This window comes from Alloyangia pacifica, assembly GCF_003111685.1.
Lineage (GTDB): Bacteria > Pseudomonadota > Alphaproteobacteria > Rhodobacterales > Rhodobacteraceae > Salipiger > Salipiger pacificus_A.
The window spans coordinates 135291-157251 of the sequence record NZ_CP022193.1 but is presented as its reverse complement, the minus strand read 5'-3'; the positions used below and the strand labels follow the sequence as shown (position 1 = coordinate 157251).

Below are 21961 nucleotides of genomic sequence, written 5' to 3'. Positions count from 1 at the left end.
CACTGGATAGCCGGCCACCCAACCATCGGAAGACTCTATGGAACTCAGACTCGAAGGGGTCTCGCATCGCTATGGCGATGTCGAGGTCATCCGCAATATCGACCTCTCCATACCCAAGGGGCGCATCGTGTGCATCGTGGGCCCCTCGGGCTGCGGCAAGTCCACCCTGCTGCGGTTCCTCGGCGGCCTCGAGCGTCCCACCTCCGGCTCGGTGAGCCAGGTCGGAGAGCCGCCGAGCGACAGCATCAACCCGCTGACCTACGTGTTCCAGGATTTCGCCCTGCTGCCATGGCGCTCGGTGGAGGGGAATATCTCCCTGATCCTGTCGGATCATGGCGTGCCGAAGGCTGAGGCCGAGGATATCATCACCGACGTGCTGGCCCGCACCAAGCTGAGCGACTTCCGCAAGGCGCTGCCAAAGCAGCTTTCGGGCGGCATGAAGCAACGGGTTGCCATCGCCCGCGCGCTCGCGGTCAATCCCGCCGTGCTGCTTATGGACGAGCCGCTCTCGGCGCTCGACAGCCAGACCCGCGAGCTGCTGATGGACGATCTGGTGGACCTTTGGACGCGATCGCCGTTCACCGCGGTTTATGTCACCCACAACCTCGCCGAAGCGGTGCGGCTGGGGCACCGGATCGTCGTGCTCTCGCGCCGGCCCGGGGCGATCAACGAAATCGTCGAGATAGACACCCCCCTCGCAGAGCGAAGCTCCGCCGACCCTGACCTCGAACGCACGCAGCAGCATCTCTGGGCGCTCATGCGCGCCGAAGCCGAGGCCGCCGATATGGAACTGATCGATGACTGACATCGCCCCCCAGACCCCAGACGTTCGCCCGGTCGAATTCCGTGGCGGCGGCTTCCGCCCGTCCTCACCCCGGTGGGTCGGCCTGCTGGTTTTCACGCTGTTGATCGCCTTCCTCGAGTGGGGGACACGCGCCGGTTTCATTTCGTCTCTGACCGTGCCACGCCCCTCGGACGTCTTCCTGACGCTGTGGGACCTCGCGGTGTCGGGCGCGCTCTGGACCAACCTCGCGCCCTCGCTGATGCGTTTGCTCGTGGGCGGCACCATCGGCGCCACGGTCGGCATCGCCGTGGGTGTGATGATCGGCCTCTTCTCCTTTGCGAGGGCGGGTCTCGTGCCGCTGGTGGCCGCGATCTTCCCGATCCCAAAGATCGCCCTGCTGCCGCTCTTCGTGATCTGGTTCGGCATCGACGAGGCGTCGAAATACGCGCTCATTGCCTTTGGGACCTTCACGCCCACGGTCGTGTCGACCTACGGCGCCGTCGACAACGTCGACCGCTCGCTCATCCGGATGGGGCAGAGCTTTGGACTGCGCTGGTCGACGGTCGTGTTCCGCATCGTGCTGCCCGGGGCGATGCCCGGCATCCTGTCGGGGCTCCGCGTCAGCCTCGCGATCGCGATCATTCTGCTGGTCGCCGCCGAGATGCTGGGCGCAGAGCACGGTATCGGGGCCTACATCCTGCAGGCTGGCTCGCTCTACGACCTCGAGCGTCTGTTCGCCGGGGTGACCATCCTCTCTCTGCTGGGCGTGCTGCTTTCGGCCGCCGTGGGAGCCGTCGAGAAACATGTTCTGGGGTGGCGCACATGAGCCGGAAGATCGAGAGCGAATATGACGTCATCGTCGCCGGCGGCGGTGCCGCCGGGGTTGGCGCGGCGCTCGGCGCCGCGCGCGCCGGGGCGAAGGTCTGCCTGGTCGAGAAGTATGGCTTCCTCGGCGGCGCGGCGACCACCTCGCAGGTGCTCGCCTACTGCGGGTTTTTCCAGCAGGGCAAGACCCCGATCAAGGCAGTCGGCGGCGCCGGGGAGCTCGTGCTCGAGGCGATGCGCGGCTGCGGCATGACCGGCGAGGCCTATAATTCCGAGACCACCGGCAACTGGATCATCCTGCTCAACCCGGAAGGCGCGAAACTGGCGTTCGACCGGGTGCTGGCCGATCACGGCGTCGACGTGCTTTTGCATTCGCGCGTTGCGGCCGCGACGCGGACCGCCAACGGGATCGAATCCGTCACGGTCGCCGGGATGGAAGGCCGCCGGCGCATCGCCGCCGAGGGCTTTGTCGATGCCACCGGGGATGCCAACCTCTCGCTGGTCTCGGGCATCGCCATGCGCGAGGGCGACCATGAGGGAAGGCTGCAGGCTGTTTCGGCCCCGATCCGGATCTCCGGTCTCGACCCGGACGTGCCGTTCGACCGGGAGGCGATCAAGGCCGCGGTCCGGCGTTACAACGAGACCGGCGCGCATCCGATCACCCGTAGCGATGGCGGGATCTATACCCGGATCCCCGGCACCGGCGACATGTGGTGGATGATTATCGACCTTGCCCTGCGCGACCTCAGTTCGGGCAGCTTCACCTGGGCGGAGCAGCGCGCGCGGGAGATGGCGCATGACTATGTGGCGATGCTGCGTGCTTATGTCCCGGGTTTCGAGCGGTGTTTCCTTGCCCAGTCCGGTCCGCAGATCGGCATCCGCGAGAGCCGGCATCCCGCGACCCGCTACGAGATGACCGCCCACGATCTGGCCAGCGGTCGGCAGCGGCCCGACAGCGTGGCGCGGGCGGCCTGGCCGGCGGAGCTGCACGGCGAGGCCGGCAAGCCGGTCTACCATTCGGTAGGCGGGCCGGGATACGCTTCGATCCCGCTGGACAGCCTCAGGGTGCGCGGCCTCGATAACCTCTTCGTCGCCGGCCGCGTCATCGGGGCCGATCCCGTTGCCTATGGATCCGTGCGCGTGATGGGAACGGCGTTCGCCACCGGCGAAGCGGCTGGCATCGCCGCCGCTTTGGGTGCCGAGGACGGGGAAACCGTGGGTGCGGAAGTCCGCCGGCTCGGGGGGCTCACCTGAGCAGCGAGGCGCGGCGCTCCGGAGCCGCTGTGCAGCTTTAGACCCGCCGCCCGCTGCTTGCGGGCGGGGGACGCCTGGCCGAACGCTAGGGGCGGATGCCTCCGCGGGCTCATTAATTCGACAAATGTGGAAATAGATGTTGACCGTCCGGGAGATGGGGGCGCATCTATTTCCATGGACATCGAAACAGCCTCCCGCCAACTGGATGCCATTGGCAATCCGACACGCCTTCGCATCTACCGCGCCCTGGTCCGTGCGGGCGAGACCGGCGCGCCGGTCGGACAGGTCCAGGAAACCCTTGGCCTTCCGGCTTCGACGCTGTCGCATCACCTCAGGAAACTTCTGGAGGTCGGCCTGATCCGGCAGGCGCGGAGCGGCACCACACTGCAATGCCATGCCGAGTATCCCGTGATGAAGGCGCTGGTCGCCTTCCTGGTCGACGAGTGCTGTGCGGACGACGCCAGCCAAGCCGGATGATCGCCCCACGGACACGCGTGGTTTCGGCACTCGGCGTGGTTCAGATCCTTGCCTGGGGAAGCAGCTATTACCTGATGGCCCCGCTGGCCGGAGCCATCGCGGAAGAGACTGGCTGGGGGCAGGCGCTGCTCTCGGCAGGCGTGTCCGCCGGCTTGTTGATGTCCGGCCTCGCCGCGCCGGCTGTGGGGCGCTGGATCGGGCGCAGCGGGGGGCGGATGACCCTCTGCGTGGGAATGGCGCTGATCGCGGCGGGGCTGATCCTGCTCAGCCTCTCGTATGCGCTCTGGGCCTACCTCCTCTCCTGGTGCATTCTCGGCCTCGGAATGGCGACCGGGCTCTACGATGCCGCCTTCTCGGTGCTCGGGGCCGCCTACGGACGGAACGCACGGTCCGCGATCACCCAGCTGACGCTGTGGGGAGGATTTGCAAGCACGGTCTGCTGGCCGTTTTCGGCATGGCTTGTCGAGAGTGTCGGGTGGCGATCGACCTGTCTTGTCTACGCGGCGCTCCATCTCTTTGGCACGCTCCCGCTCTGCTGGGTGGCTCTGCCGAGGGCCCGCGGGCCGCATGAGACGTCGGCGCGCACGCCGGTCCTTCTGGGCCGAACCTTCGATGCCCGGTTCCTGTGCATCGTTGTCGCCGGTGTCACGCTGACACTCCTGGCGACGATCTGGTCCATCCACATGGTGACGCTCCTGACGGCCGACGGTTACACACTTGCCGCCGCCATCACGGTCGGCACGCTCATCGGACCGTCACAAGTCGGTGCCCGTGTCCTGGAAATGATCGGGGGCGGTCGACATCACCCGATCTGGACCATGCTCGCGGCAACCACGCTCGTGCTCGCCGGGTTCATCGGGTTGTCGCTCGGCGTGCCCGCGGCTGCCGCTCTTGTCGCCTACGGCGCCGGAAACGGCCTCTGGTCGATCGCACGCGGGGCGCTTCCGCTCGTCCTCTACGGTCCGGAGAACTATGCAACTCTGATGGGCCGCCTCGCGCGCCCGATGCTGCTGGCCGCCGCCGCCGCCCCTACGCTGGGCGCGCTGCTCATCGACAGGTTTGGAGCCGAAACGACGATGGCGCTCCTGTCGATCGCCGCCGCGCTGCCACTGGTCATGGCGCTGGTGCTCTACGCCGACGTGATGCGGTCGAGAGGGATCCCCGGATCGGGATGACTGCGCTCGGGCGAGGCCGAAGGAGACGGGAGTTGTTCTGTGCAGAAAACGTGCAATTCACCAGCCAAAGTCGCCAATTTTTGGAGGCTATCGGAGGGGGATTGATTCGAAGTTGCCTCGAATAAAGTCTTCCACTACCTTCGGTAAAAATTTCAAGCCACCTGTGTTATTCAGCCTTCCAGAAATTGAATTGGCTCCTTGCGTGTGCGCAGTTCCAGTAGAGGTAATTGATGAATCTTTCTGTCGGTAGGGTTGTTTCCGTCACAGGCTCCAGCAGCGGCGCCACATTGGAGCTTACCGGCCTGGAGGGAGCCGAAAGAAAGTTCATAAAGAACTTGGGTGAGACGCCCTTGGGAAAAGAGGGCGATATCCTCGCCTACCATATTCGTGGCGAGACACAATTCATCTACAACCTTACCGACGGAACCTACTCCAGTCCGACAACGCGATTTCTTGACGGCGCATCCGCGCTGGCGCTTATGGCGGCCTTCCTCTTGGTGGGCTTGATGGTCAAGATCGCCATGGCCCTGGCCATATGTTCTATGGCATCTCTCCTGTTTCATTTCCTGTACGAACGTCCGAACCACAGGAAAGCGCTTATTCGCGCCGAAGGACTCGCAGACGAATATAGGGACTACGTCGTGAGGTCGCGGGAAGACCGCAGCTTTCTTCCTGCCGCCTGAGGCGCACCGGAACGATTGGGGTGCTGTACGGGTCGAACCACCTGTCTAGGCGGCCAGCAGCGGCACGGCCTAAGTGCGCGGATCGCGCGCACGGCTCCCGGCCTATTGCACGAGCTTTGCTCCCACGATCGACGCTGTATTGCTGATGTGCGCGCGCATCTCCGCGGCCGCAGCGGCGCCGTCGCCCGCTTTTAGGGCGGCGAGGATGGCGTGGTGCTCGGCGATCGAGGCCTCCATGCGCGAGACTTCGGTGTTCGGGATCGGGACGCGCTGGCTTTCGGTCAGCACGTCGTGGATTGACCGGTAGAACATCCGCAGCATGCCATTGGGGCAGGCATCCGCGATCCGCGCGTGAAAGGCGAGGTCGGCTTCGACATGCGCCAGAAGATCGCCGTTGCGCCAGGCTATCTCGAAGGTGCGTGCGGCGTCGGCGAGCGCGTCAAGCCGCGCCCCGGTCATCGCCGGGGCCGCGAGACGGCACATCTCGCATTCGATGAGGAGCCGGGTCTCGAAGACCTCGGTGATCGTGTAGCGCGCGTCGTGACGCCAGTTCTGCCCGGCCTTCGGGGCCTGCGTCCGCTCGCCGCTGACGAATGTCCCGCGGGCGGGCAGGGTGCGGATGAGGCCGAGCGTTTCGAGCGTGAGCAGCGCTTCGCGCAGGGAGGCGCGGGAGACCCCGAGCTGCTCCGACAGGATCCGCTGCGAGGGAAGCTTGGCATCGGGGGGAAACTCGCCACTGCGGATCATCTCCTGGATCCGGCGCGTCACGACCTCGGTGACCGGCAGCTTTCCGTAGTCCTCTTCCATCGCTCCGTCCTCAAATTGAGCAGTCCCTGGCGCCACGGCTCGCGTGGCACCGAATTTACTGATTGCACACTTGCAAATATCTTGCCAGCGTGATCCTACCGGTAGGACTGGTCAGACCAGTTGGTCCGAGGTGCGCTTCGGGCCCCATAACAGCAGGGAGAATAAAAATGCTCAGGAAACTCATCGTACCCACGTGGGTCGTCGCCGCAGGCATCGCCGGCGTTGCGCAGGCCCAGGAGGCGCTCGAAGTCGGCGCGAACATCGGCAATGTGCCGTGGGAATTTCAGGATGATACCGGCGCCTTCGTCGGTTTCGAGGTGGACCTTGCAAGCGCCGTGGCCGCGCAGCTCGGCCGCGAGGTGGAGATCGTCAACATCCCCTTCAACGGGCTGTTCTCGGCGGTGCAGTCGGGCCGGATCGACATGGCGATGTCGTCGATCACCATCACCGACGAGCGTCTGCAGTCGGTGAGCTTCGCGCAGCCCTACTATGACAGCGACCAGTCGCTGACCGTGGGTGCCGAGGGGCCCGCCTCGCTGGACGAGATGAAGGACAAGGTTGTCGGGGTGGACACGGGCTCGACCGGCGACATGTGGGCGACCGAGCATGCCGCGGACTACGGCTTTGCCGATATCCGCCGCTACGAGGGTCTGCAGCCGGCGATGCTCGATCTGACCGCGGGCCGGATCGACGGCTACATCTCGGACATCCCGGCGCTTCAGTACTACGTGAAGGACAAGCCGGCGCTGAAGGTCGTGCAGCGCATCGCCACCGGCGAGAAGTACTCCTTCATGTTCGCCAAGGACGCGGAGCTTGCCACCGAGGTGGACGGGATCCTTACCGGTCTGAAAGAGGATGGCACGCTGGCGGAGCTTCACGAGAAGTGGTTCGGCGCAGCGCCCGAGGCCGGGACCTCGACGGTGACCGTGCTCGACATGCCGACCGCCGAGTAATTGCGCGCGACCCGGGCGCGGAAGCGTCCGGGTCCCTGCAGGGGACCCCGATGGACTTGTTCGAAACCTTCTTCAATCTCGAGGTGCTGGCCCGCAGCTTTCCGATGCTGCTCAAGGGGCTCTGGCTCACGCTCGAGCTCGGCGCAGCGAGTATTCTCGCGGGGCTGGTGCTCGGCCTCGCGCTCTGCATGATGCGGCTCTACGCGATGCGTCCGGTGCAAATTCTCACGCGCATCTACATCAACGTGTTCCGGTCGATCCCGCTGCTGGTGCTGCTGATCATCGTCTATTACGCGCTTCCCTTCGTGGGCGTGCGGCTCTCGCCTTTTGCCTCGGCGCTGACCGCGCTGACCCTGGTCTCGGGGGCCTATACCGCCGAGATCTTCCGCTCCGGCATCGAGGCGATTCCCAAAGGTCAGTTCGAGGCCGCCGCGGCGCTGGGGCTGGGGCACCGGCAGACGATGGTCGACGTGATCCTGCCGCAGTCGATCCGCATGGTCATCCCGCCGCTCACCAACAATTCGATCAACGTGGTCAAGGACACCGCGCTGGCCTCGGTCGTGGCGATGCCCGACCTGCTGAAGCAGGCGACCCAGGCGCAGGCGCTCGCGGCCAACCCCAGTCCGCTGATCGGCGCCGCGGCGATGTACCTCGCCTTCCTGCTGCCGCTGGCCCTGCTCGTCTCGCAGCTCGAACGGCGGCTCAACCGGGGGAGGGTATGATGCCGGGATATATCAGCATCCGGAACCTGCAGAAGTACTACGGCCCCTATCACGCGCTGCGCGGCATCGACCTCGAGATCGCGCGCGGCGAGGTCGTCTGCGTGGTTGGCCCCTCGGGGTCAGGGAAATCGACCCTGATCCGCTGCATCAACCGGCTCGAGGCGTTCTCCGCCGACAGCGCCATCGAGGTCGACGGCGTGCCGGTGCTGCCCGGCGCCAATCTCGCCAAGGTGCGCGCCGAGGTCGGCATGGTCTTCCAGAGCTTCAACCTCTTTCCACATCTTACCGTGCGGCAGAACATCATGCTTGCGCCGCGCCGCGTGCGCGGGACCAGCAAGGCCGCCGCGGCGGCACAGGCCGACCAGCTGCTGACCCGGGTGGGGCTGGCGTCGCAGGCCGAGAAATACCCTAGTGGCCTTTCGGGCGGCCAGCAGCAGCGCGTGGCCATCGCGCGGGCGCTGGCAATGGAGCCGGAGGTGCTGCTTTTCGACGAGCCCACCTCGGCACTCGATCCCGAGATGGTCGGCGAGGTGCTCGACGTGATGCGCGACCTCGCGCAGACCGGCGTGACAATGGTGGTGGTGACCCACGAGATGGGGTTTGCCCGGCAGGTCGCGGACCGGGTGATCTTCATGGACGGCGGCGAGGTGATCGAAAGCGCGCCGCCCGCGGAGTTCTTCTCTGCCCCGCGCGAGACGCGCACCCGAAACTTCCTGCACGCCGTGCTGGACCACTGAACAAGACACACCGAGAAAGACACAGGGACAGGCGATGTCAGATTATCAAGATCAGCTCGACATGGGCTTCGTGCGCGGCCAGTTTCCCGCGCTGGCCAAGGAGTGGGCGTTTTTCGACAACGCCGGCGGTTCGCAGACGCTGCAGGGGGCCATGGACCGGATCGTCGAGTTCCTCACCCACCGTGACGTGCAGATCGGCGGCAGCTACGAGATCTCGCAGCTTGCCGCAGAGGCGCTGATGGACGGGCGCCGGGCAGCGCAGACCTTTGTGAATGCCGCGCGGCCCGAGGAGATCGTCTTCGGCCCCTCGACCACGGCGCTTGTCCAGACCCTCGCTGCGGCCATGCGCAGCCAGTTCGCGCCCGGCGACGAGATCATCGTCACCCATGCCGATCACGAGTCCAACATCGGCCCTTGGGAGCGCTTGCGCGAGCTCGGCGTGGTGATCAAGGTCTGGCCCTTCGATACCGCGTCCATGCGCCTGCGGCTCGAGGACCTCGCGCCGCTGATGGGACCGCGCACCAAGCTGGTCTGCGTGCATCACGTCTCGAACATCCTCGGCCAGATCAACCCGGTGGCCGAGATCGCCGAGTTCGTCCACGCGCGCGGTGCCAAGATCTGCGTCGACGGCGTCGCTTACGCACCGCATCGGGCGATCGACGTGACCGGCTGGGACGTCGACTACTACATCTTCAGCCTCTACAAGTGCTACGGGCCGCACACCGCGATCATGTACGGCAAATACGAGCTTCTGGCCGAGCTGGACGGGCTTTATCACTACTTTTACGGCAAGGATAAGGTCCCCGGGAAGCTCGAGCCGGGGAACCCGAACTACGAGCTGGCCTATTCCACGACCGCGGTGGTCGCCTACATCCAGGAGCTCGGCCGCCGCGCCGGGTCAACGGCCGAGGGGCGGGCGCTCTTCGAGGCCGGGTTCGAGGCCCTCGCCCGCCAGGAAGAGGTGCTGACCAACCGGCTGCTGGCCTGGCTGCGCGCGCGCAACGACTGCCGGGTGATCGGCGACGCGACGAACGAGGGGAACCTGCGGGTGCCGACCATCGCCTTCCGGGTCGAGGGGCTGCCGTCGGGGGCGGTGGCCCGTGCGATGGACGATCACAAGGTCGCCATTCGCTTCGGGGATTTCCATTCGCGCCGCCTCGCGGAGCTTCTGGGCGAGGCTCACGACGAGGGCGTCGTGCGGGTTTCCATGGTGCATTACAACACTCTGGCCGAGCTCGAGCGGATGCTCTCGGCGCTGCTGGGCATCCTCGGCGGGGACGTCGCGGCATGAGCGGCCAGCGTCCCGACCTGGTGATCCGCGGCGGCACGATCGTGACCGCCGCCGACCGCTTCCGCGCTGATCTTGCGGTGACGGACGGCAAGATCACCCAGATCGCCGCCCGTATCGAGGGCGGCGCCGAGGAGATCGATGCCACCGGTCTGCTGCTGCTGCCGGGCGGCATCGACGCCCATGTTCACCTCGCGCAGGAGCAGGGCGACGGCACCGTGATGGCCGACGATTTCGCCTCGGGCACGCGCGCGGCGGTGGCCGGTGGGAACACCATGGTGCTGCCCTTCGCGCTGCAGCGCCGCGGGGAGTCGTTGCGGCAGGCGGTGGCGGACTACCACGCGCTGGCCGAGGGCCAGTGCTGGTGCGACGTGTCCTTCCACATGATCATCACCGACCCGACGCCGCAGGTGCTCGGGCAGGAGCTGCCCGCGCTGGTGCGCGAGGGCTATACCTCCTTCAAGGTCTTCATGACCTATGACGACATGGTGCTGAACGACGCCGAGCTGCTCGAGGTCTTCGACGTCGCGCGGCGCGAGGGGGCACTGGTGATGGTCCACGCCGAGGGCCACGACGCGATCAAGCACATGACCCGCAAGCTCGAGCAGAGCGGCCGGACCGCGCCCTATTTCCACGCCGAGGCCCATGCCCAGATTGCCGAGCGCGAGGCGACGCACCGTGCCATAAGCCACGCCGAACTGGTCGACGTGCCCGTGGTGATCGTGCATGTCTCGGGCCGTGACCCGATGGAGCAGATCCAATGGGCCAAGCGGCGCGGGCTGAACGTCTTCGCCGAAACCTGCCCGCAGTACATCGCCCTGACCAAGGACGACCTCAAGGGGCTGAACATGGACTTCGAGGGGGCGAAATACGTCTGCTCGCCGCCGCCGCGGGATCACGACAGCCAGGAGGCGATCTGGCAGGGGCTGCGGGATGGCACCTTCGATCTCTTCTCCTCGGACCACTGCCCGTTCTACTTCGAGAATGCTGAGGGCAGGGGCAAGGACACGCCGCGTGCGCGCACCTCGTTCAAATGGGTGCCGAACGGGATTCCGGGTGTCGAGACGCGCCTGCCGATCCTCTTCTCCGAAGGCGTCTCGAAGGGCCGCATTAGTCTCGAGCGTTTCGTCGCCCTGACCTCCAGCAACCCCGCCAAGCTTTACGGCATGTATCCCCAGAAGGGCGCGCTGGTGATCGGGGCGGATGCCGACATCACGCTGTGGGATCCCGAGCGCCGTGCGGTGGTGCGCCAAGAAAAGATGCACCACGGCGCGGATTACACGCCGTACGAGGGAATGGAGATCACCGGATGGCCTGTGCGCACCCTCCTGCGCGGGCGCACCGTCTACGCGGCGTCGGAGGGGATCGTGCAGGACGCCCTCGGCCAGCACCTCGTGCGCGAAAAGTCCCCACGCCGTCTTTGAGAAAGCCAAGGACCGGAAACAGGTCAAGCCTTGTTTCCGGTCCTGGCCGGATGCCCTAGCTCGGCCATCGACAGCACGGGCGGCCCTGCGGAAGGACCCGCCCGTGAGGCCTTTGGCAGCGCGGCGCCCTGCTATTGCACGCGGGTCCAGCTCTGCCGTCGGCAGAAGCCCAGAACGCAGCCATAGACCTCGAGCCGATCGCCGGTCAGTTCCATCTTCGAAGCGTAGGTCTTGTCGCGGTCGGGCGCCCAGATGCGGCCAGCCTCGTACTTCCCCGCGCCCCTGGGCTGCATGTCCCAGACGATCTGCCGCCCGATCGAGGCCGAGGGGATCGCCGCACCGTCCGCGTCGAAGGCACGGCTCAGCGTGCCGCAGAGCTTGCTGCCGCAGGGCGCCATGGTCACGAGGCCAAAATGGCCGTCATCGCCGGGCTGAGTTTTCCATGTCCCGAGGACGGGATCGGCGGCAAGGGCGGGGGCCGCGGTCAGTGCTAGCAGGACGGCAAGGCGCGCGAGGCGGGTCATCATGGGCTTTCTCCTTGGACGTCGGATCGGGTGCGTTCAGCTTTCCGACACGAAGAGATCGGTCAGCAGCGGCTCGGCGGGATCGACCGCATAGCGCGAGAAATCCGTGGTCCCCGCCTCGCGCAGAATCTCCTCGTCGATGAAGAAATTGCCGGTACAGGTCTGTGCCGCGCGGGTCAGAATGGCATGGGCAGCATCTGCGACGATCTGCGGGGTCCGGCAGTTCTTCGGCTGGACCGCGCCGCCCAGCATGGCGAGCGCTGCGGTGTCGATCACCGTGCGGGGCCAGAGGGCGTTGGCGGCGATGCCGTTCGGGCGGAACTCCTCGGCCCAGCCGAGCACGCAAAGGCTCATCCCCATCTTCGAGATCGTGTAAGCGACGTGGGGCCGGTACCATTTCGGATCGAGAGACGGTGGCGGCGAGAGCGTCAGCACATGCGGGTTCGCCGCCCGCTTCAGCGCCGGCAGGCAGGCCCGGGTGACGGCGAAGGTACCGCGCATGTTGACCTGCATCATCAGGTCGAAGCGCTTCATCTCGGTGTCGGGGGTGGGCGTCAGCGAGATCGCGCTGGCATTGTTGACCACGATGTCGATGCCGCCGAAATGCGCCTCGGCCCTGCCCACCGCCTCGGCGACCGCCACATCGTCGCGGATGTCGAGCTGTAGCGGCAGCGCGCGCCCGCCTGCTGCCTCGACCTCGGCCGCGGCGTCCTCGATGGTGCCGGGCAGGCGGGGATGCGGGGTGACTGTCTTGGCCGCCAGCACCACGTTGGCGCCATCCCGCGCGGCGCGCAGCGCGATGGCCTTGCCGATGCCGCGACTGCCGCCGCTGATAAAGAGTGTCTTTCCGCCAAGATCGTCCATGACGTCCAGTCCTTTCCTGTCCTGTGCCGCCCCCGGGGCTCACGCCCCGGCAGGCGATTGGTTCAGAAGGCCGCTTCGTCGAGCGCCATGAGCGTCTCGCCGCCCGCCATGATCTGCGACAGCAGCGTGCCGGTCTGCGGCAGCATCTTTTCCATGAAAAAGCGCGCCGTCACCTGCTTGGCGGCATAGAAGCCGTCAGCGTCGCCGGTCTCGCGGGCCCTGGTCATGGCGGTTTCGGCCATGCGCGCCCAGAGATAGCCCAAGGCGGTCAGCCCAAAGAGCCGCAGGTAATCCGTCGCCGCGGCACCAGCCTCGTCGGGGTTTGCAAGGCCCCGCTGGGCGACGGTCGCCGAGGCCGTCTGCAGCCGGCCGAAGGCCTTGGCGAGCGGGCCGATGTAGGGCGCCATCTCGGGCACGTCCGCCTGCGCCGCGATATACTCCGAGACCGGGTGGAAGAACCGCCGCAGGTAGCGCCCGCCATTGGCCCCCAGTTTGCGTCCGACGAGATCGAGCGCCTGGATGCCGTTCGTGCCCTCGTAGATCTGCGTGATGCGCGCGTCGCGGACGTATTGCTCCATGCCGTGCTCGCGGATGTAGCCGTGCCCGCCGAGCACCTGCATCCCGAGGTTGGCGTTTTCGAACCCGAGATCGGTGAAGAGCGCCTTCACGATCGGGGTCATCAGCGCCACGAAATCCTCGGAGGCCTTGCGCACCTCGGGCTCGGGGTGGCGGTCTTGCTTGTCGAGCTCCTTGCCCACCCAGACCGCCATGGCCCGGCAGCCCTCGGTCGCGGCGCGTTGCAGAAGCAGCATCCGCCGTACGTCGGGATGCACGATGATCGGGTCGGCGGGCTTGTCGGGCGCCTTGGTGCCGGTCAGCGAGCGGCCCTGCAGACGCTCGCGGGCATAGGCGACCGAGCCCTGATACGCGGCCTCGGCGACGCCCAGCCCCTGACCGCCCACGGCGAGGCGCTCGTTGTTCATCATGGTGAACATCGCCTGCAGGCCCTTGTGCGGCGCGCCGACCAGCCAGCCCTGCGCATCGTCGAAGTTCATCACGCAGGTCGACGAGGCCTTGATCCCCATCTTGTGCTCGATGCTGGCGCATTGGACGCCGTTGCGCTCGCCCGGGGTGCCTGTCGCGGTGGGCAGAAACTTCGGCACGAGGAAGAGGCTGATCCCGCGCGAGCCCTTGGGGGCGTCGGGAAGGCGTGCCAGCACGAGATGGATGATGTTCTCGGTCAAGTCATGTTCGCCGGCCGAGATGAAGATCTTGGTGCCGGTGATGCGGTAGCTGCCATCCTCCTGCGGCAGCGCCTTGCTGCGCAGAAGCCCCAGGTCTGTGCCGCAATGCGGTTCGGTCAGGCACATCGTGCCGGACCATGTGCCGTCGACGAGCTTGGGCAGATAGGCCTGCTTGAGCTCCTCCGAGCCATGGCTGTGCAGCGCGAGGTAGGCACCGTGCGACAGGCCGGGGTACATGCCAAACGACAGGTTGGCCGAGCAGATCATCTCGGTCACCAGCACGTCGGCAGCAGCCGGCAGGCCCTGCCCGCCGTATTCCGGATCGCAGGTGATCGCCGTCCAGCCGCCTTCGCGGAACTGGCGGTAGGCCTCGGGGAACCCGGCGGGGGTGCGGACGACGCCGTTCTCGAGCCGGCAGCCTTCCTCGTCGCCGGAGCGGTTGATCGGGTGCAGAACCTCGGCGCAGATCTTGCCGGCCTCTTCGAGGATCGGGTCGATCAGGTCGGGGGTGAACTCCTCGAAGCCCGGCAACTCCGCCAGGTCGTCGCAGCCGAGCAGTTCGTGGTAGACAAAGCGCATGTCGCGCAGGGGGGGCGTGTAATTGGCCATCGTCGCGATGTCCCTTTCTCTGCGGCTCAGGGCCGGGGTTCAGTTCCGGAGCGGCTTGCCGGTCATCAGCATGGACTCGATCCGCTCGAGCGTACCGGGCCGCCGGACCAGCGCGAAGAATTGCTCCCGCTCAAGTTTTAGCAGGTCGCTGTCGGTGAGGCTGTCGATCGGATCGGTCTCTCCGCCCGACAGCACCTCGGCCAGCGCGCTGGCAACGATCTCGTCATAGGGCGTCGCCTTGCCCAGCTTGCGGAACTGCTGCACCGCCATCTCCATGGCGACGTGGCCCGATGGGCCGGGCAGCGTGTAGTCCCGCGTCTCGGGCGGCACGTAGTCCTCGACCATCGCCAGCGCCCGGGCCTTGGCATCGGCCAGCAATCGCGCACGGTTCATGGTGATCCCGTCCTCGGGGCGCAGGAACAGCAGGTCCTTGGCTTCGGCGGCGGATTTCGCCACCGTCGCGGTGCTGAGGATCTCGAAGACCTTCGAGGGTGCCGGCATCGGCCCCTTGGGCAGACGCCCGAAGCGCTGCCAGCGGTGCAGCATCTCGGTGCAGCCGCCCCAACCGGGGATCAGCCCCACGCCGACCTCGACAAGCCCGATGTAGCTTTCGGCATGGGCCTGCACCGCGCCACAATGCAACAGCACCTCGCAACCGCCACCGAGCGCCATTCCCGAAGGCGCGCCGACGACCGGGAAGGGGGCGCTCCGCATGTCCTGAAACACCTGCTGGCCAAGGGCCACCAGCCCCTCGATCTGGGGCCAGGCGGCGATATTGGCGGCGAAGAGCGCGAGGCCCAGGTTGGCGCCGACCGAGAAGTTCGTGCCCTCATTGTGGATCACCAGCGCCTGGTACTCGGCCCGCACCAGCTTCAGTGTCTTCGCCAGAAGCGCGAGAATCTGGTCGTCCATAGCATTCATTTTCGACGTGAACTCGAAGCACAGAACACCATCACCGATGTCCCAGACCGCGGCAGAGCCATTTTTAAGAACCGGTTTTGTCCCGCGCTTGATGTCCGAGAGCAGCAGCACGCCATCGGGGCGGGTCACAGGATGGTAGTCGCCGTCGAGGCCCAGCTGCTCGAGCCGTCCGTCCTCGACGCGGTAGAAGCTGCGGCCGCGGGCAAGCTCAAGGATCGGCGGAACCGGCGTGCCCTCGGCCTCGAGCCGCGCGACGAGCCAATCGGGGCCGATCTTGTCCATCAAGGCAAAGGGGCCATCCTTCCACGCGTACCCCAGGCACATCGCCTCGTCGATGTCGGCGATGCTGTCGGCCACTTCGCCGGCCAGCTCGGCGGCGTAGCGCAGCGTTGCGCCCATCACTTCGGCGGCATAGCGTCCCTCGGCGCTGTCATGCGCCATGAGCGCGCGGGGGTTGCGACCGGCCTCCTCCATCGCCTCCGATCTGGCTTTCCTGGCGACAGAGTAGTGGCCGCTCGAAAGGTCGACCGCCTCTTTCAGTTTCTGGCCACCCTCGCGGTTCAGACGATAGAATCCGCCCTTTCCCTTGCGGCCGGTGTACCCCTCGGCGATCATTTTCTGCACGATCGGCAGGGGCCGGTTGGTAGCGTGGAAGGCGTCGGTCTGCGGCAGCGCGGCGGCAAGGCTCGCGTTCACATGGGGCATGAGGTCGAGCCCGACCAGATCGAGCAACCCGAAGACGCCGGTCTTGGGAATGCCGAAGGGCTTGCCGATCAGCGCGTCAGCCTGTTCGACCGGGATGCCGCGCTCCGACGCCTCGACCACCGCCTTTTGCAACCAGTAGATGCCGAGCCGGTTGGCGATGAAGCTCGGCGTGTCCTTGGCCCGGACCACGGTCTTGCCAAGCCGCCGGTCCGCAAATTCGGTGATGAGCTCCTCGGCATCCGCGCGGGTCGTCGGCCCGGTGACCAGCTCCATCAGCCGCATGTAGCGGGGCGGGTTGAAGAAATGGGTGACCAGGAAATCCTGCGCGAAGCTCTCCGGCAGCCCGCCCAGCAGCGTCGCGAGCGGGATCGTCGAGGTGTTGGACGAGACGATGCTGCCGGGCTTCCGGGCCGCGTCGATCTTGCGGTAGAGGTCCTGCTTGATGTCGAGCCGTTCGATCACCGCCTCGATGATCCAGTCGGCCTCGGCGAGGCGCACGAGGTCATCCTCGAGGTTGCCCGTTTCGACCAGACGCGCCGCCTTGCGCCCCATGAAGGGGGCAGGGTCAGCCTTCAACATCCGGGCCACGGCCCCTTCGGCCAGCGCGTTGCGGGTGGCCGCGCCCTCGGGCACGATGTCGAGCAGCAGAACCTTGGTCCCGGAGTTGGCCACATGGGCCGCGATCGCGGCCCCCATGACGCCCGCACCGATGACGGCGACTTTTTCGATGTTGGCCATCATGCGGCCTCCAGCACGGTGGCGATGCCCTGACCGCCGCCGATGCACTGCGTGGCCAGCGCGTAACGGCCGCCCTCGCGCTTCAGCAGGCTGGCCGCCTTGCCGACGATGCGCGCGCCGGTGGCGCCGAGCGGATGGCCGAGCGCGATGGCGCCGCCGTCGAGGTTGACCCGTGCCGGATCGAGGTCGAGATCGCGGATACAGGCGATGGACTGGCTGGCAAAGGCTTCGTTCAGCTCGATCACGTCGAGATCGCCCGCCGAAATCGCCGCGCGCTCCAGCGCGGCGCGGGTGGCGGCGACCGGGCCGATCCCCATGATGTCGGGCGCGCAGCCTTTCACCGCGACGGATTTCACGTAGGCCAGAACCTGCAGCCCGGCCTTTTCGGCATAGGCATCCGAGCAGATCAGCACCGCCGCGCAGCCATCGGTCAGCGGCGAGGAGGTGCCCGCGGTCACCACGCCCTGCGCATCGAAGGCGGGCTTCAGCTCGGCAAGGCGCTCGAGCGTTGTCTCGGGGCGCAGGCAGCCGTCGGTGTCCACGACGCCGTCGCGGCCGGTAATCGGCACGATTTCATCGGCAAAGCGGCCCTGCTGCAGCGCCGCAGCGGCCTTTTCCTGCGAGCGGAGCGCGAACTCTTCCTGCTCGGCGCGGGTGATCTGCCAGCGCCGGGCGACGTTCTCTGCGGTCTCTCCCATGCCCATGTAGGCCTCGGGGTGGGCGCGGGCGAAGTCGGGGTGGGGCATCGGGTTGAAGCCCATCATCGGCACTCGGCTCATGTTCTCGACACCTGCGCAGACAAACGCCTCTCCGGCGCCCATCGCGATCGAGCCGGCCGCCACGTGGACCGAGGTCATCGAGGAGCCGCAGAAGCGGTTGATCGTCGCGGCACCCACCGATTGCGGCAGCCCGCTCATCAGCCCGACCAGCCGGGCGAGGTTCAGACCCTGCTCGCCCTCGGGGAAGGCGCAGCCGAGCAGCAGATCTTCGATTGCCTCGGGATCGACCCCCGAGCGTTCGACCAGCGCCCGGACCACCTGGGCCGCCAGATCGTCGGGCCGGACCTTGGCCAACGCGCCCTTGTGGGCCAGGGTGAAAGGCGAGCGCATGTAGCCCGCGACAACGACACGTGTCATCGGTAACTCTCCGGAGTTGCATTGGGAATATGGTGGGGCGGACCCTTGCGGGGTCCGGTCGGGGTCAGCGCTTCCGGGCCATGGTCCCGGCGGCGGCCTGTTCGTGACGCTCCAGCGCGTCCAGCGACATCTGCTCGATCTCGCGCAACTCGCCAAGCGTCACGCGCAGCGTCTCGAGCTGTTCGTCCAGCTCTTGGATGCGCTGACGGACCTTGCCGAGCAAGGCATCGATCTGCTCGCGCTGCGTCGGATCGGCGTCGTAGAGATCGAGGTATTCCCGGATGTCCTTGAGGGTGAAGCCCAGGCGTTTCCCGCGCAGGATCAGGATCAGCCGACCGCGATCCCGGGAGGTGTAGATCCGATTTGTGCCGACCCGTTGCGGCAGCAGCAGCCCCTGTTCCTCGTAGAAGCGGATGGTGCGCGGCGTCACGCCAAGCTCCTTCGATAGGTCCGAGATCGAGAAGAGCTTGTCCATACGAGTCCTGTCGAAACAGAGGGTTAACCGAGTGCGCCGGACGCAATCCGCGTTGACTTGTACCATCATGGCCAGGGCGATGAACAGGCCCTTCCGGGCATGTGAGGACGCTTACGCAGGTCATGACGCCGCCGTGCCCCCGGATCGTGCTGTTTCGGCGTGCGCGCCCTCGCTGTCTTGAAGCGCCTTCTTCGAGAGCTTGCCGACCGGGGTCTTCGGCAGGCTTTCGCAGATCTGGATCTGTTTGGGCATCTCGATGGGCGAGAGATACTCCTTGAGAAAGCCCTGGAGGTCTTCCTCTGCCGCGTCGAGCGGAGCCTTCAGCACCACGAAGGCCTTGGGCGCGCTGCCGCGATAGGCGTCGGCGACGCCGATCACTGCGGCCTCGGCCACCGCGGGGTGCTGGTAGAGCGCTTCTTCGATGGCCCGCGGGTAGACATTGTAGCCACTGCAGAGGATCACGTCCTTGATCCGGTCAACGATGAAGTAGAACCCCTCCTCGTCGACGTAGCCGACATCGCCGGTCCGCAGCGCGCCGTCGATGAAGCTCGCGCGGGTCTCCTCGGGGCGGTTCCAATAGCCTTGCATGACCTGCGGGCCGCGGATGCAGAGCTCACCCTTCTCGTGCGGGGCGCAAATCCGGCTCGGGTCGGCGAGATCGCGGATCTCGACCTGCGTCTTTGCCAGCGGCCTTCCGATCGAGCCGTCGCGCGCGCTGCCATCGAAGGGGTTGCAGCAGACCACCGGCGAGCTTTCGGACAGGCCATAGCCCTCGCTGAGGCGGCAGCCACTCAGGGCCTCGAACCCGCGGCGCACCTCGCCGGGCAGCGGGGCGCCGCCCGAGATGCAGCAGCGCAGCGAGGAGAGATCCGCCGGGCGCTTCTCGAGCGCGTGGTTGATCGCGGTGTAGAGCGTCGGCACGCCGGGAAAGAGTGTCGGCCGCTGGCGCTCGATCACCTTGATCGTGCCCTCGATGTCGAAGCGCGGCACCAAGATGATCTCGGCGGCGATGCGGACGGCGAGGTTCATGGCGACGGTCATGCCGAAGACGTGGAACAGCGGCAGGACCGCCAGCACCCGCTCCTCGCCGATCCTGGGATCGGGCAGCCGCTCGAGGATCTGCTCGGCATTGGCGACGATATTGGCGTGGGTCAGCATCGCTCCCTTGGAGAGCCCGGTTGTCCCGCCAGTGTATTGCAAGGCGGCGAGATCGGTTTCGGGGCTGATCGGAGCGAGGGTGATGGCACCGTCGTTCCGGGTCAGTTGCCGGAAAGAGATGTGCCGGGCATCGGTGGGAACGCGGGCGAGCTGATGGCGCTTCAGAAGCGGGAAGAGCAGCCTCTTAAGCGGGGGCAGCATCTCGGCCATCGGACAGATGACCAGCCGCTCCAGCGCGCCGCGCCCGAGCTGAGCCGCGACCTTGGGATAGATCGCCGCCAAATCCGTGGTGACCATGAGCGAGATGCCCGAGTCCTCGATTTGGTGCTGCAGCTCGCGAGGGGCGTAAAGCGGGTTGAAATTCACCACGGTGCCACCTGCCTTGAGCACCGCGAAATAGCAGATCACGAAGGCGGGCATGTTCGGCAGGCAAAGGCCTACACGTACGCCCTTGTTGACCCCCTGGCCTGCAAAGCCCGCGGCCGCGCGGTCGACGAGGGCGCCGAGCTCCCGATAGCTGTAGCGGCGTCCGAGGAAATGCATGGCCGGGCGGTCACCGTGAAGGCGCACGGCGGTGTCGAGAAGATCGGACATGGTGCCGGACGGGGCGATGGGGTCCGCCGCGGCAGCCGCGGGCGCGTCTGTGGCCGGTCGGCGGGCCATCAGCGTGTCGGGCGCGATGTCATTCGGGCTCATGAGCGGGGCTCCGGGTACAGGGCGGCTGGTCCGGCGCTTGGGAAACGCAGGCTACGGGACATGTTCCGGGAGTCCGGACATGGCTTTTTTGAACTGGCTGGCGGTCTTGGGGCCCCGCGCACCGCTTGCGACAGGCGCGCGCGGGGCCCCAAGGCGGCTCAGAACCGGTAGGTCAGGCTGGCACTCAGGATATCGGCGTGGCCTTCATAGCTGCCCTTGAGAGTCCCTGCCCCCGTTGTCTCCTCGATGTCGGCGTCGTCGAAGAAGATGTGGGTGTAGCCGAAGTTGATCGTCCGATCCGGTGCGAACTCGTAGCTGTAGCCCAGCGACGCCCAGTAGCGGTCGGAATCCGGGATCCGGGCGGTCCGATTGTCGTTCGGCACGGGGCTCTGGTCGTAGGCGACGCCAAAGTGGATCGTGTGGTTCTCGCGCGGCTTGTAGTCTGCTCCCAGGGCGACGAACCAGGAATCGTGCCAGTTCTCTTCGGTCACATCGTCGGGCCGGCCGTCATCGAACTTCACGCGCAGCTCTTCGAAGGTCGACCAGTTGGTCCAGGACAGGTCGCCCATCACGGCCCATTGCGGGTTCAGCTCGTGGTAGGCCCCGATCGACAGGACATCCGGCATGGTGACCTCTGCCTCGGCGTCGGAGCTTCGCAGCTGCGGCACCGCGGAGATAAAGGGATCCGGCACACCGGTGATCTTGGCGGTGCCCTCGAGCGTGTATTTCGCCTTGGATCGATAGCTCACGCCCACGCGGGTCGTCGGCGCGATCTCGTAAAGCATGCCCAGCGTGAAACCATATCCATAGCCGTCGCCGGTCAGCTCCGACATTCCGTCGCCAAGGCCGAGCGGCGAGAGATTGAGCGCTTTCGACAGTGTCGCGTCGGCATGACCGATCTGGATGCCGGCCCCGAGCGACAGCTGGTCGGTGGCCTGCCAGGCGATGCTCGGCGTCAGGACAATGTTCTGGATCTCGCTCTCGATGGCAAAGTAGCGGCCTTTCCAGTCGTCGTCATACTCGGTGGCGAGGCCGAAGGGCACGGTCAGCGAGAGCCCCGCCTTGATCGTGGGGGTGAGGTCGATGAGGCCGTAGAATGCCGGCACCAGTGCGCTCTCGCCCGCGTCCCCGCCGTTGTTGCCAGAATAGCTGAGCCCGGTTGTTCCCGCATCCCCCGAGAAGCGAATCTGCGGGGCGATGTAGTTCAAGTCGAGCTGGGCCCGAGTGCCCGGGATACGCATCATCCCTGCGGGGTTGGTGTAGATCGTGGACGGGTCCGCCGCCTTGGCGGTCGCGCCGGAAAAGGCCGTGCCCACGCCTTCGGCGCTCATCTCACGTAACTGAAAGCCGGCAGCAGTCGCCGCGCCCGTCATTGGCAAGAGCGCAACTACTGCTCCTGCCGCCACAATAGCGGAATGCTTTACGCATCCAGACATTGATCGCTCCTCCCTAAAACGATCGGATTTCTGAAATCCGTAGTCTTTGGTAGCGAGGCGTAACTAATACGTCAACAGGTTTACGTATTAGTTACCCCGGCTCTGCCGTCTGGGACCGAGGCAGGTCTCTCCCCCGCCCGGCGGTAGCCGCGCACGGGCGGTGTCATTGGACAAAGGAGCCCCTCATGGCACGATCATCCGCCCATCAAGAGCACTGATGTCGAGCTGCGCTGCCCCGCGAGGGGAGGGGGAAAAAAAACTCTGTCGAACTCGGGAGCGGCAGTAGACGGACGACCCGACCTCCCGTCGGAGGAGGGTCCGGTTCC

20 protein-coding genes are annotated in these 21961 nt (G+C 66.4%); 11 read left to right on the top strand and 9 right to left on the bottom strand.

The annotated features are described in order from the left end of the window. The first annotated feature begins 37 nt into the window (after window positions 1-37). The 6 genes from CEW88_RS23235 to CEW88_RS23210 all read left to right on the top strand — a co-directional run bounded on the left by CEW88_RS23235 (window position 38) and on the right by CEW88_RS23210 (window position 5198). Window positions 38-805, top strand: a complete 768-nt coding sequence (locus CEW88_RS23235; RefSeq protein WP_108970761.1) for an ABC transporter ATP-binding protein — start codon at window positions 38-40, stop codon at window positions 803-805. After that, entirely contained in the window at window positions 798-1610 is an 813-nt protein-coding gene (locus CEW88_RS23230; protein WP_108970760.1) for an ABC transporter permease, read from the top strand. The genes CEW88_RS23235 and CEW88_RS23230 overlap by 8 nt, the downstream gene beginning before the upstream one ends. Beyond that, a complete protein-coding gene (locus CEW88_RS23225; RefSeq protein ID WP_108970759.1) occupies window positions 1607-2863 on the top strand; it encodes an FAD-dependent oxidoreductase in 1257 nt (418 codons plus the stop codon). The genes CEW88_RS23230 and CEW88_RS23225 overlap by 4 nt, the downstream gene beginning before the upstream one ends. Before the next feature lie 174 nt (window positions 2864-3037). Beyond that, window positions 3038-3340 (top strand): ArsR/SmtB family transcription factor, encoded by a 303-nt coding sequence (locus tag CEW88_RS23220; protein ID WP_108970758.1) that lies wholly within the window; start codon window positions 3038-3040, stop codon window positions 3338-3340. Between the two features lie 17 nt (window positions 3341-3357). Beyond that, on the top strand, window positions 3358-4515 hold the full coding sequence (locus CEW88_RS23215) for an MFS transporter (protein ID WP_368074616.1): 1158 nt from the start codon (window positions 3358-3360) through the stop codon (window positions 4513-4515). A 230-nt stretch (window positions 4516-4745) separates the two neighbouring features. After that, window positions 4746-5198 carry a hypothetical protein gene (locus CEW88_RS23210; protein ID WP_108970757.1) on the top strand — a complete coding sequence of 151 codons (453 nt, stop codon included), beginning with the start codon at window positions 4746-4748 and terminating at the stop codon, window positions 5196-5198. Between the two features lie 102 nt (window positions 5199-5300). Here the strand turns inward: CEW88_RS23210 and CEW88_RS23205 are convergent, their stop codons facing one another. Continuing rightward, window positions 5301-6005 carry a FadR/GntR family transcriptional regulator gene (locus CEW88_RS23205; protein ID WP_108970756.1) on the bottom strand — a complete coding sequence of 235 codons (705 nt, stop codon included), beginning with the start codon at window positions 6003-6005 and terminating at the stop codon, window positions 5301-5303. A gap of 167 nt (window positions 6006-6172) precedes the next feature. Between CEW88_RS23205 and CEW88_RS23200 the strand changes: the two genes are divergently transcribed. From CEW88_RS23200 to hydA, 5 genes are read left to right on the top strand one after another with little or no spacing between them, the layout of a single operon-like run. Then, window positions 6173-6958 (top strand): transporter substrate-binding domain-containing protein, encoded by a 786-nt coding sequence (locus tag CEW88_RS23200; RefSeq protein WP_108970755.1) that lies wholly within the window; start codon window positions 6173-6175, stop codon window positions 6956-6958. Between the two features lie 50 nt (window positions 6959-7008). Continuing rightward, complete coding sequence (locus CEW88_RS23195) at window positions 7009-7680, top strand: amino acid ABC transporter permease (protein ID WP_108970754.1); 672 nt, start codon at window positions 7009-7011, stop codon at window positions 7678-7680. After that, a complete protein-coding gene (locus tag CEW88_RS23190) occupies window positions 7680-8417 on the top strand; it encodes an amino acid ABC transporter ATP-binding protein (protein ID WP_108970753.1) in 738 nt (245 codons plus the stop codon). The genes CEW88_RS23195 and CEW88_RS23190 overlap by 1 nt, the downstream gene beginning before the upstream one ends. Before the next feature lie 34 nt (window positions 8418-8451). After that, entirely contained in the window at window positions 8452-9708 is a 1257-nt protein-coding gene (locus CEW88_RS23185; protein WP_254694593.1) for a cysteine desulfurase-like protein, read from the top strand. After that, window positions 9705-11129, top strand: coding sequence for a dihydropyrimidinase (gene hydA / locus CEW88_RS23180; protein ID WP_108970752.1), 1425 nt, complete (start codon window positions 9705-9707; stop codon window positions 11127-11129). Before CEW88_RS23185 ends, hydA begins: the two co-directional genes overlap by 4 nt. A gap of 131 nt (window positions 11130-11260) precedes the next feature. On the opposite strand, the gene CEW88_RS23175 is transcribed toward hydA, so the two are convergent. The 8 genes from CEW88_RS23175 to CEW88_RS23140 form a co-directional block, all read right to left on the bottom strand. Continuing rightward, window positions 11261-11656 (bottom strand): DUF2147 domain-containing protein, encoded by a 396-nt coding sequence (locus CEW88_RS23175; protein ID WP_438839492.1) that lies wholly within the window; start codon window positions 11654-11656, stop codon window positions 11261-11263. 33 nt (window positions 11657-11689) lie between these two features. Beyond that, window positions 11690-12517 carry an SDR family oxidoreductase gene (locus CEW88_RS23170; RefSeq protein ID WP_108970751.1) on the bottom strand — a complete coding sequence of 276 codons (828 nt, stop codon included), beginning with the start codon at window positions 12515-12517 and terminating at the stop codon, window positions 11690-11692. A 62-nt stretch (window positions 12518-12579) separates the two neighbouring features. Beyond that, window positions 12580-14370 carry an acyl-CoA dehydrogenase C-terminal domain-containing protein gene (locus CEW88_RS23165; protein WP_108970750.1) on the bottom strand — a complete coding sequence of 597 codons (1791 nt, stop codon included), beginning with the start codon at window positions 14368-14370 and terminating at the stop codon, window positions 12580-12582. A 39-nt stretch (window positions 14371-14409) separates the two neighbouring features. Further along, the gene (locus CEW88_RS23160) at window positions 14410-16734 is read right to left on the bottom strand and encodes a 3-hydroxyacyl-CoA dehydrogenase/enoyl-CoA hydratase family protein (protein ID WP_108970749.1); all 2325 of its coding nucleotides are present in this window, start codon (window positions 16732-16734) and stop codon (window positions 14410-14412) included. Next, window positions 16734-17870 (bottom strand): thiolase family protein, encoded by a 1137-nt coding sequence (locus tag CEW88_RS23155; RefSeq protein ID WP_108970748.1) that lies wholly within the window; start codon window positions 17868-17870, stop codon window positions 16734-16736. Before CEW88_RS23155 ends, CEW88_RS23160 begins: the two co-directional genes overlap by 1 nt. A gap of 64 nt (window positions 17871-17934) precedes the next feature. Further along, window positions 17935-18345, bottom strand: coding sequence for a MerR family transcriptional regulator (locus CEW88_RS23150; RefSeq protein ID WP_108970747.1), 411 nt, complete (start codon window positions 18343-18345; stop codon window positions 17935-17937). Between the two features lie 120 nt (window positions 18346-18465). Then, window positions 18466-20199: a long-chain-fatty-acid--CoA ligase gene (locus CEW88_RS23145; protein ID WP_254694592.1), complete on the bottom strand. Its 1734-nt coding sequence runs from the start codon at window positions 20197-20199 to the stop codon at window positions 18466-18468. A gap of 158 nt (window positions 20200-20357) precedes the next feature. Then, complete coding sequence (locus tag CEW88_RS23140; protein WP_254694591.1) at window positions 20358-21530, bottom strand: OmpP1/FadL family transporter; 1173 nt, start codon at window positions 21528-21530, stop codon at window positions 20358-20360. Between the last annotated feature and the right edge of the window lie 431 nt (window positions 21531-21961).

Bases quoted from the DNA above. Each gene is read 5' to 3' on its own strand.
- CEW88_RS23200 (WP_108970755.1), top strand. From the start codon at position 6,173: ATGCTCAGGAAACTCATCGTACCCACGTGGGTCGTCGCCGCAGGCATC.
- hydA (WP_108970752.1), top strand. From the start codon at position 9,705: ATGAGCGGCCAGCGTCCCGACCTGGTGATCCGCGGCGGCACGATCGTG.
- CEW88_RS23185 (WP_254694593.1), top strand. From the start codon at position 8,452: ATGTCAGATTATCAAGATCAGCTCGACATGGGCTTCGTGCGCGGCCAG.
- CEW88_RS23230 (WP_108970760.1), top strand. From the start codon at position 798: ATGACTGACATCGCCCCCCAGACCCCAGACGTTCGCCCGGTCGAATTC.
- CEW88_RS23210 (WP_108970757.1), top strand. From the start codon at position 4,746: ATGAATCTTTCTGTCGGTAGGGTTGTTTCCGTCACAGGCTCCAGCAGC.
- CEW88_RS23220 (WP_108970758.1), top strand. From the start codon at position 3,038: ATGGACATCGAAACAGCCTCCCGCCAACTGGATGCCATTGGCAATCCG.
- CEW88_RS23140 (WP_254694591.1), bottom strand. From the start codon at position 21,530: ATGAGCGCCGAAGGCGTGGGCACGGCCTTTTCCGGCGCGACCGCCAAG.
- CEW88_RS23145 (WP_254694592.1), bottom strand. From the start codon at position 20,199: ATGAGCCCGAATGACATCGCGCCCGACACGCTGATGGCCCGCCGACCG.
- CEW88_RS23205 (WP_108970756.1), bottom strand. From the start codon at position 6,005: ATGGAAGAGGACTACGGAAAGCTGCCGGTCACCGAGGTCGTGACGCGC.
- CEW88_RS23150 (WP_108970747.1), bottom strand. From the start codon at position 18,345: ATGGACAAGCTCTTCTCGATCTCGGACCTATCGAAGGAGCTTGGCGTG.
- CEW88_RS23160 (WP_108970749.1), bottom strand. From the start codon at position 16,734: ATGGCCAACATCGAAAAAGTCGCCGTCATCGGTGCGGGCGTCATGGGG.
- CEW88_RS23235 (WP_108970761.1), top strand. From the start codon at position 38: ATGGAACTCAGACTCGAAGGGGTCTCGCATCGCTATGGCGATGTCGAG.
- CEW88_RS23225 (WP_108970759.1), top strand. From the start codon at position 1,607: ATGAGCCGGAAGATCGAGAGCGAATATGACGTCATCGTCGCCGGCGGC.
- CEW88_RS23170 (WP_108970751.1), bottom strand. From the start codon at position 12,517: ATGGACGATCTTGGCGGAAAGACACTCTTTATCAGCGGCGGCAGTCGC.
- CEW88_RS23190 (WP_108970753.1), top strand. From the start codon at position 7,680: ATGCCGGGATATATCAGCATCCGGAACCTGCAGAAGTACTACGGCCCC.
- CEW88_RS23155 (WP_108970748.1), bottom strand. From the start codon at position 17,870: ATGACACGTGTCGTTGTCGCGGGCTACATGCGCTCGCCTTTCACCCTG.
- CEW88_RS23195 (WP_108970754.1), top strand. From the start codon at position 7,009: ATGGACTTGTTCGAAACCTTCTTCAATCTCGAGGTGCTGGCCCGCAGC.
- CEW88_RS23165 (WP_108970750.1), bottom strand. From the start codon at position 14,370: ATGGCCAATTACACGCCCCCCCTGCGCGACATGCGCTTTGTCTACCAC.
- CEW88_RS23175 (WP_438839492.1), bottom strand. From the start codon at position 11,656: ATGATGACCCGCCTCGCGCGCCTTGCCGTCCTGCTAGCACTGACCGCG.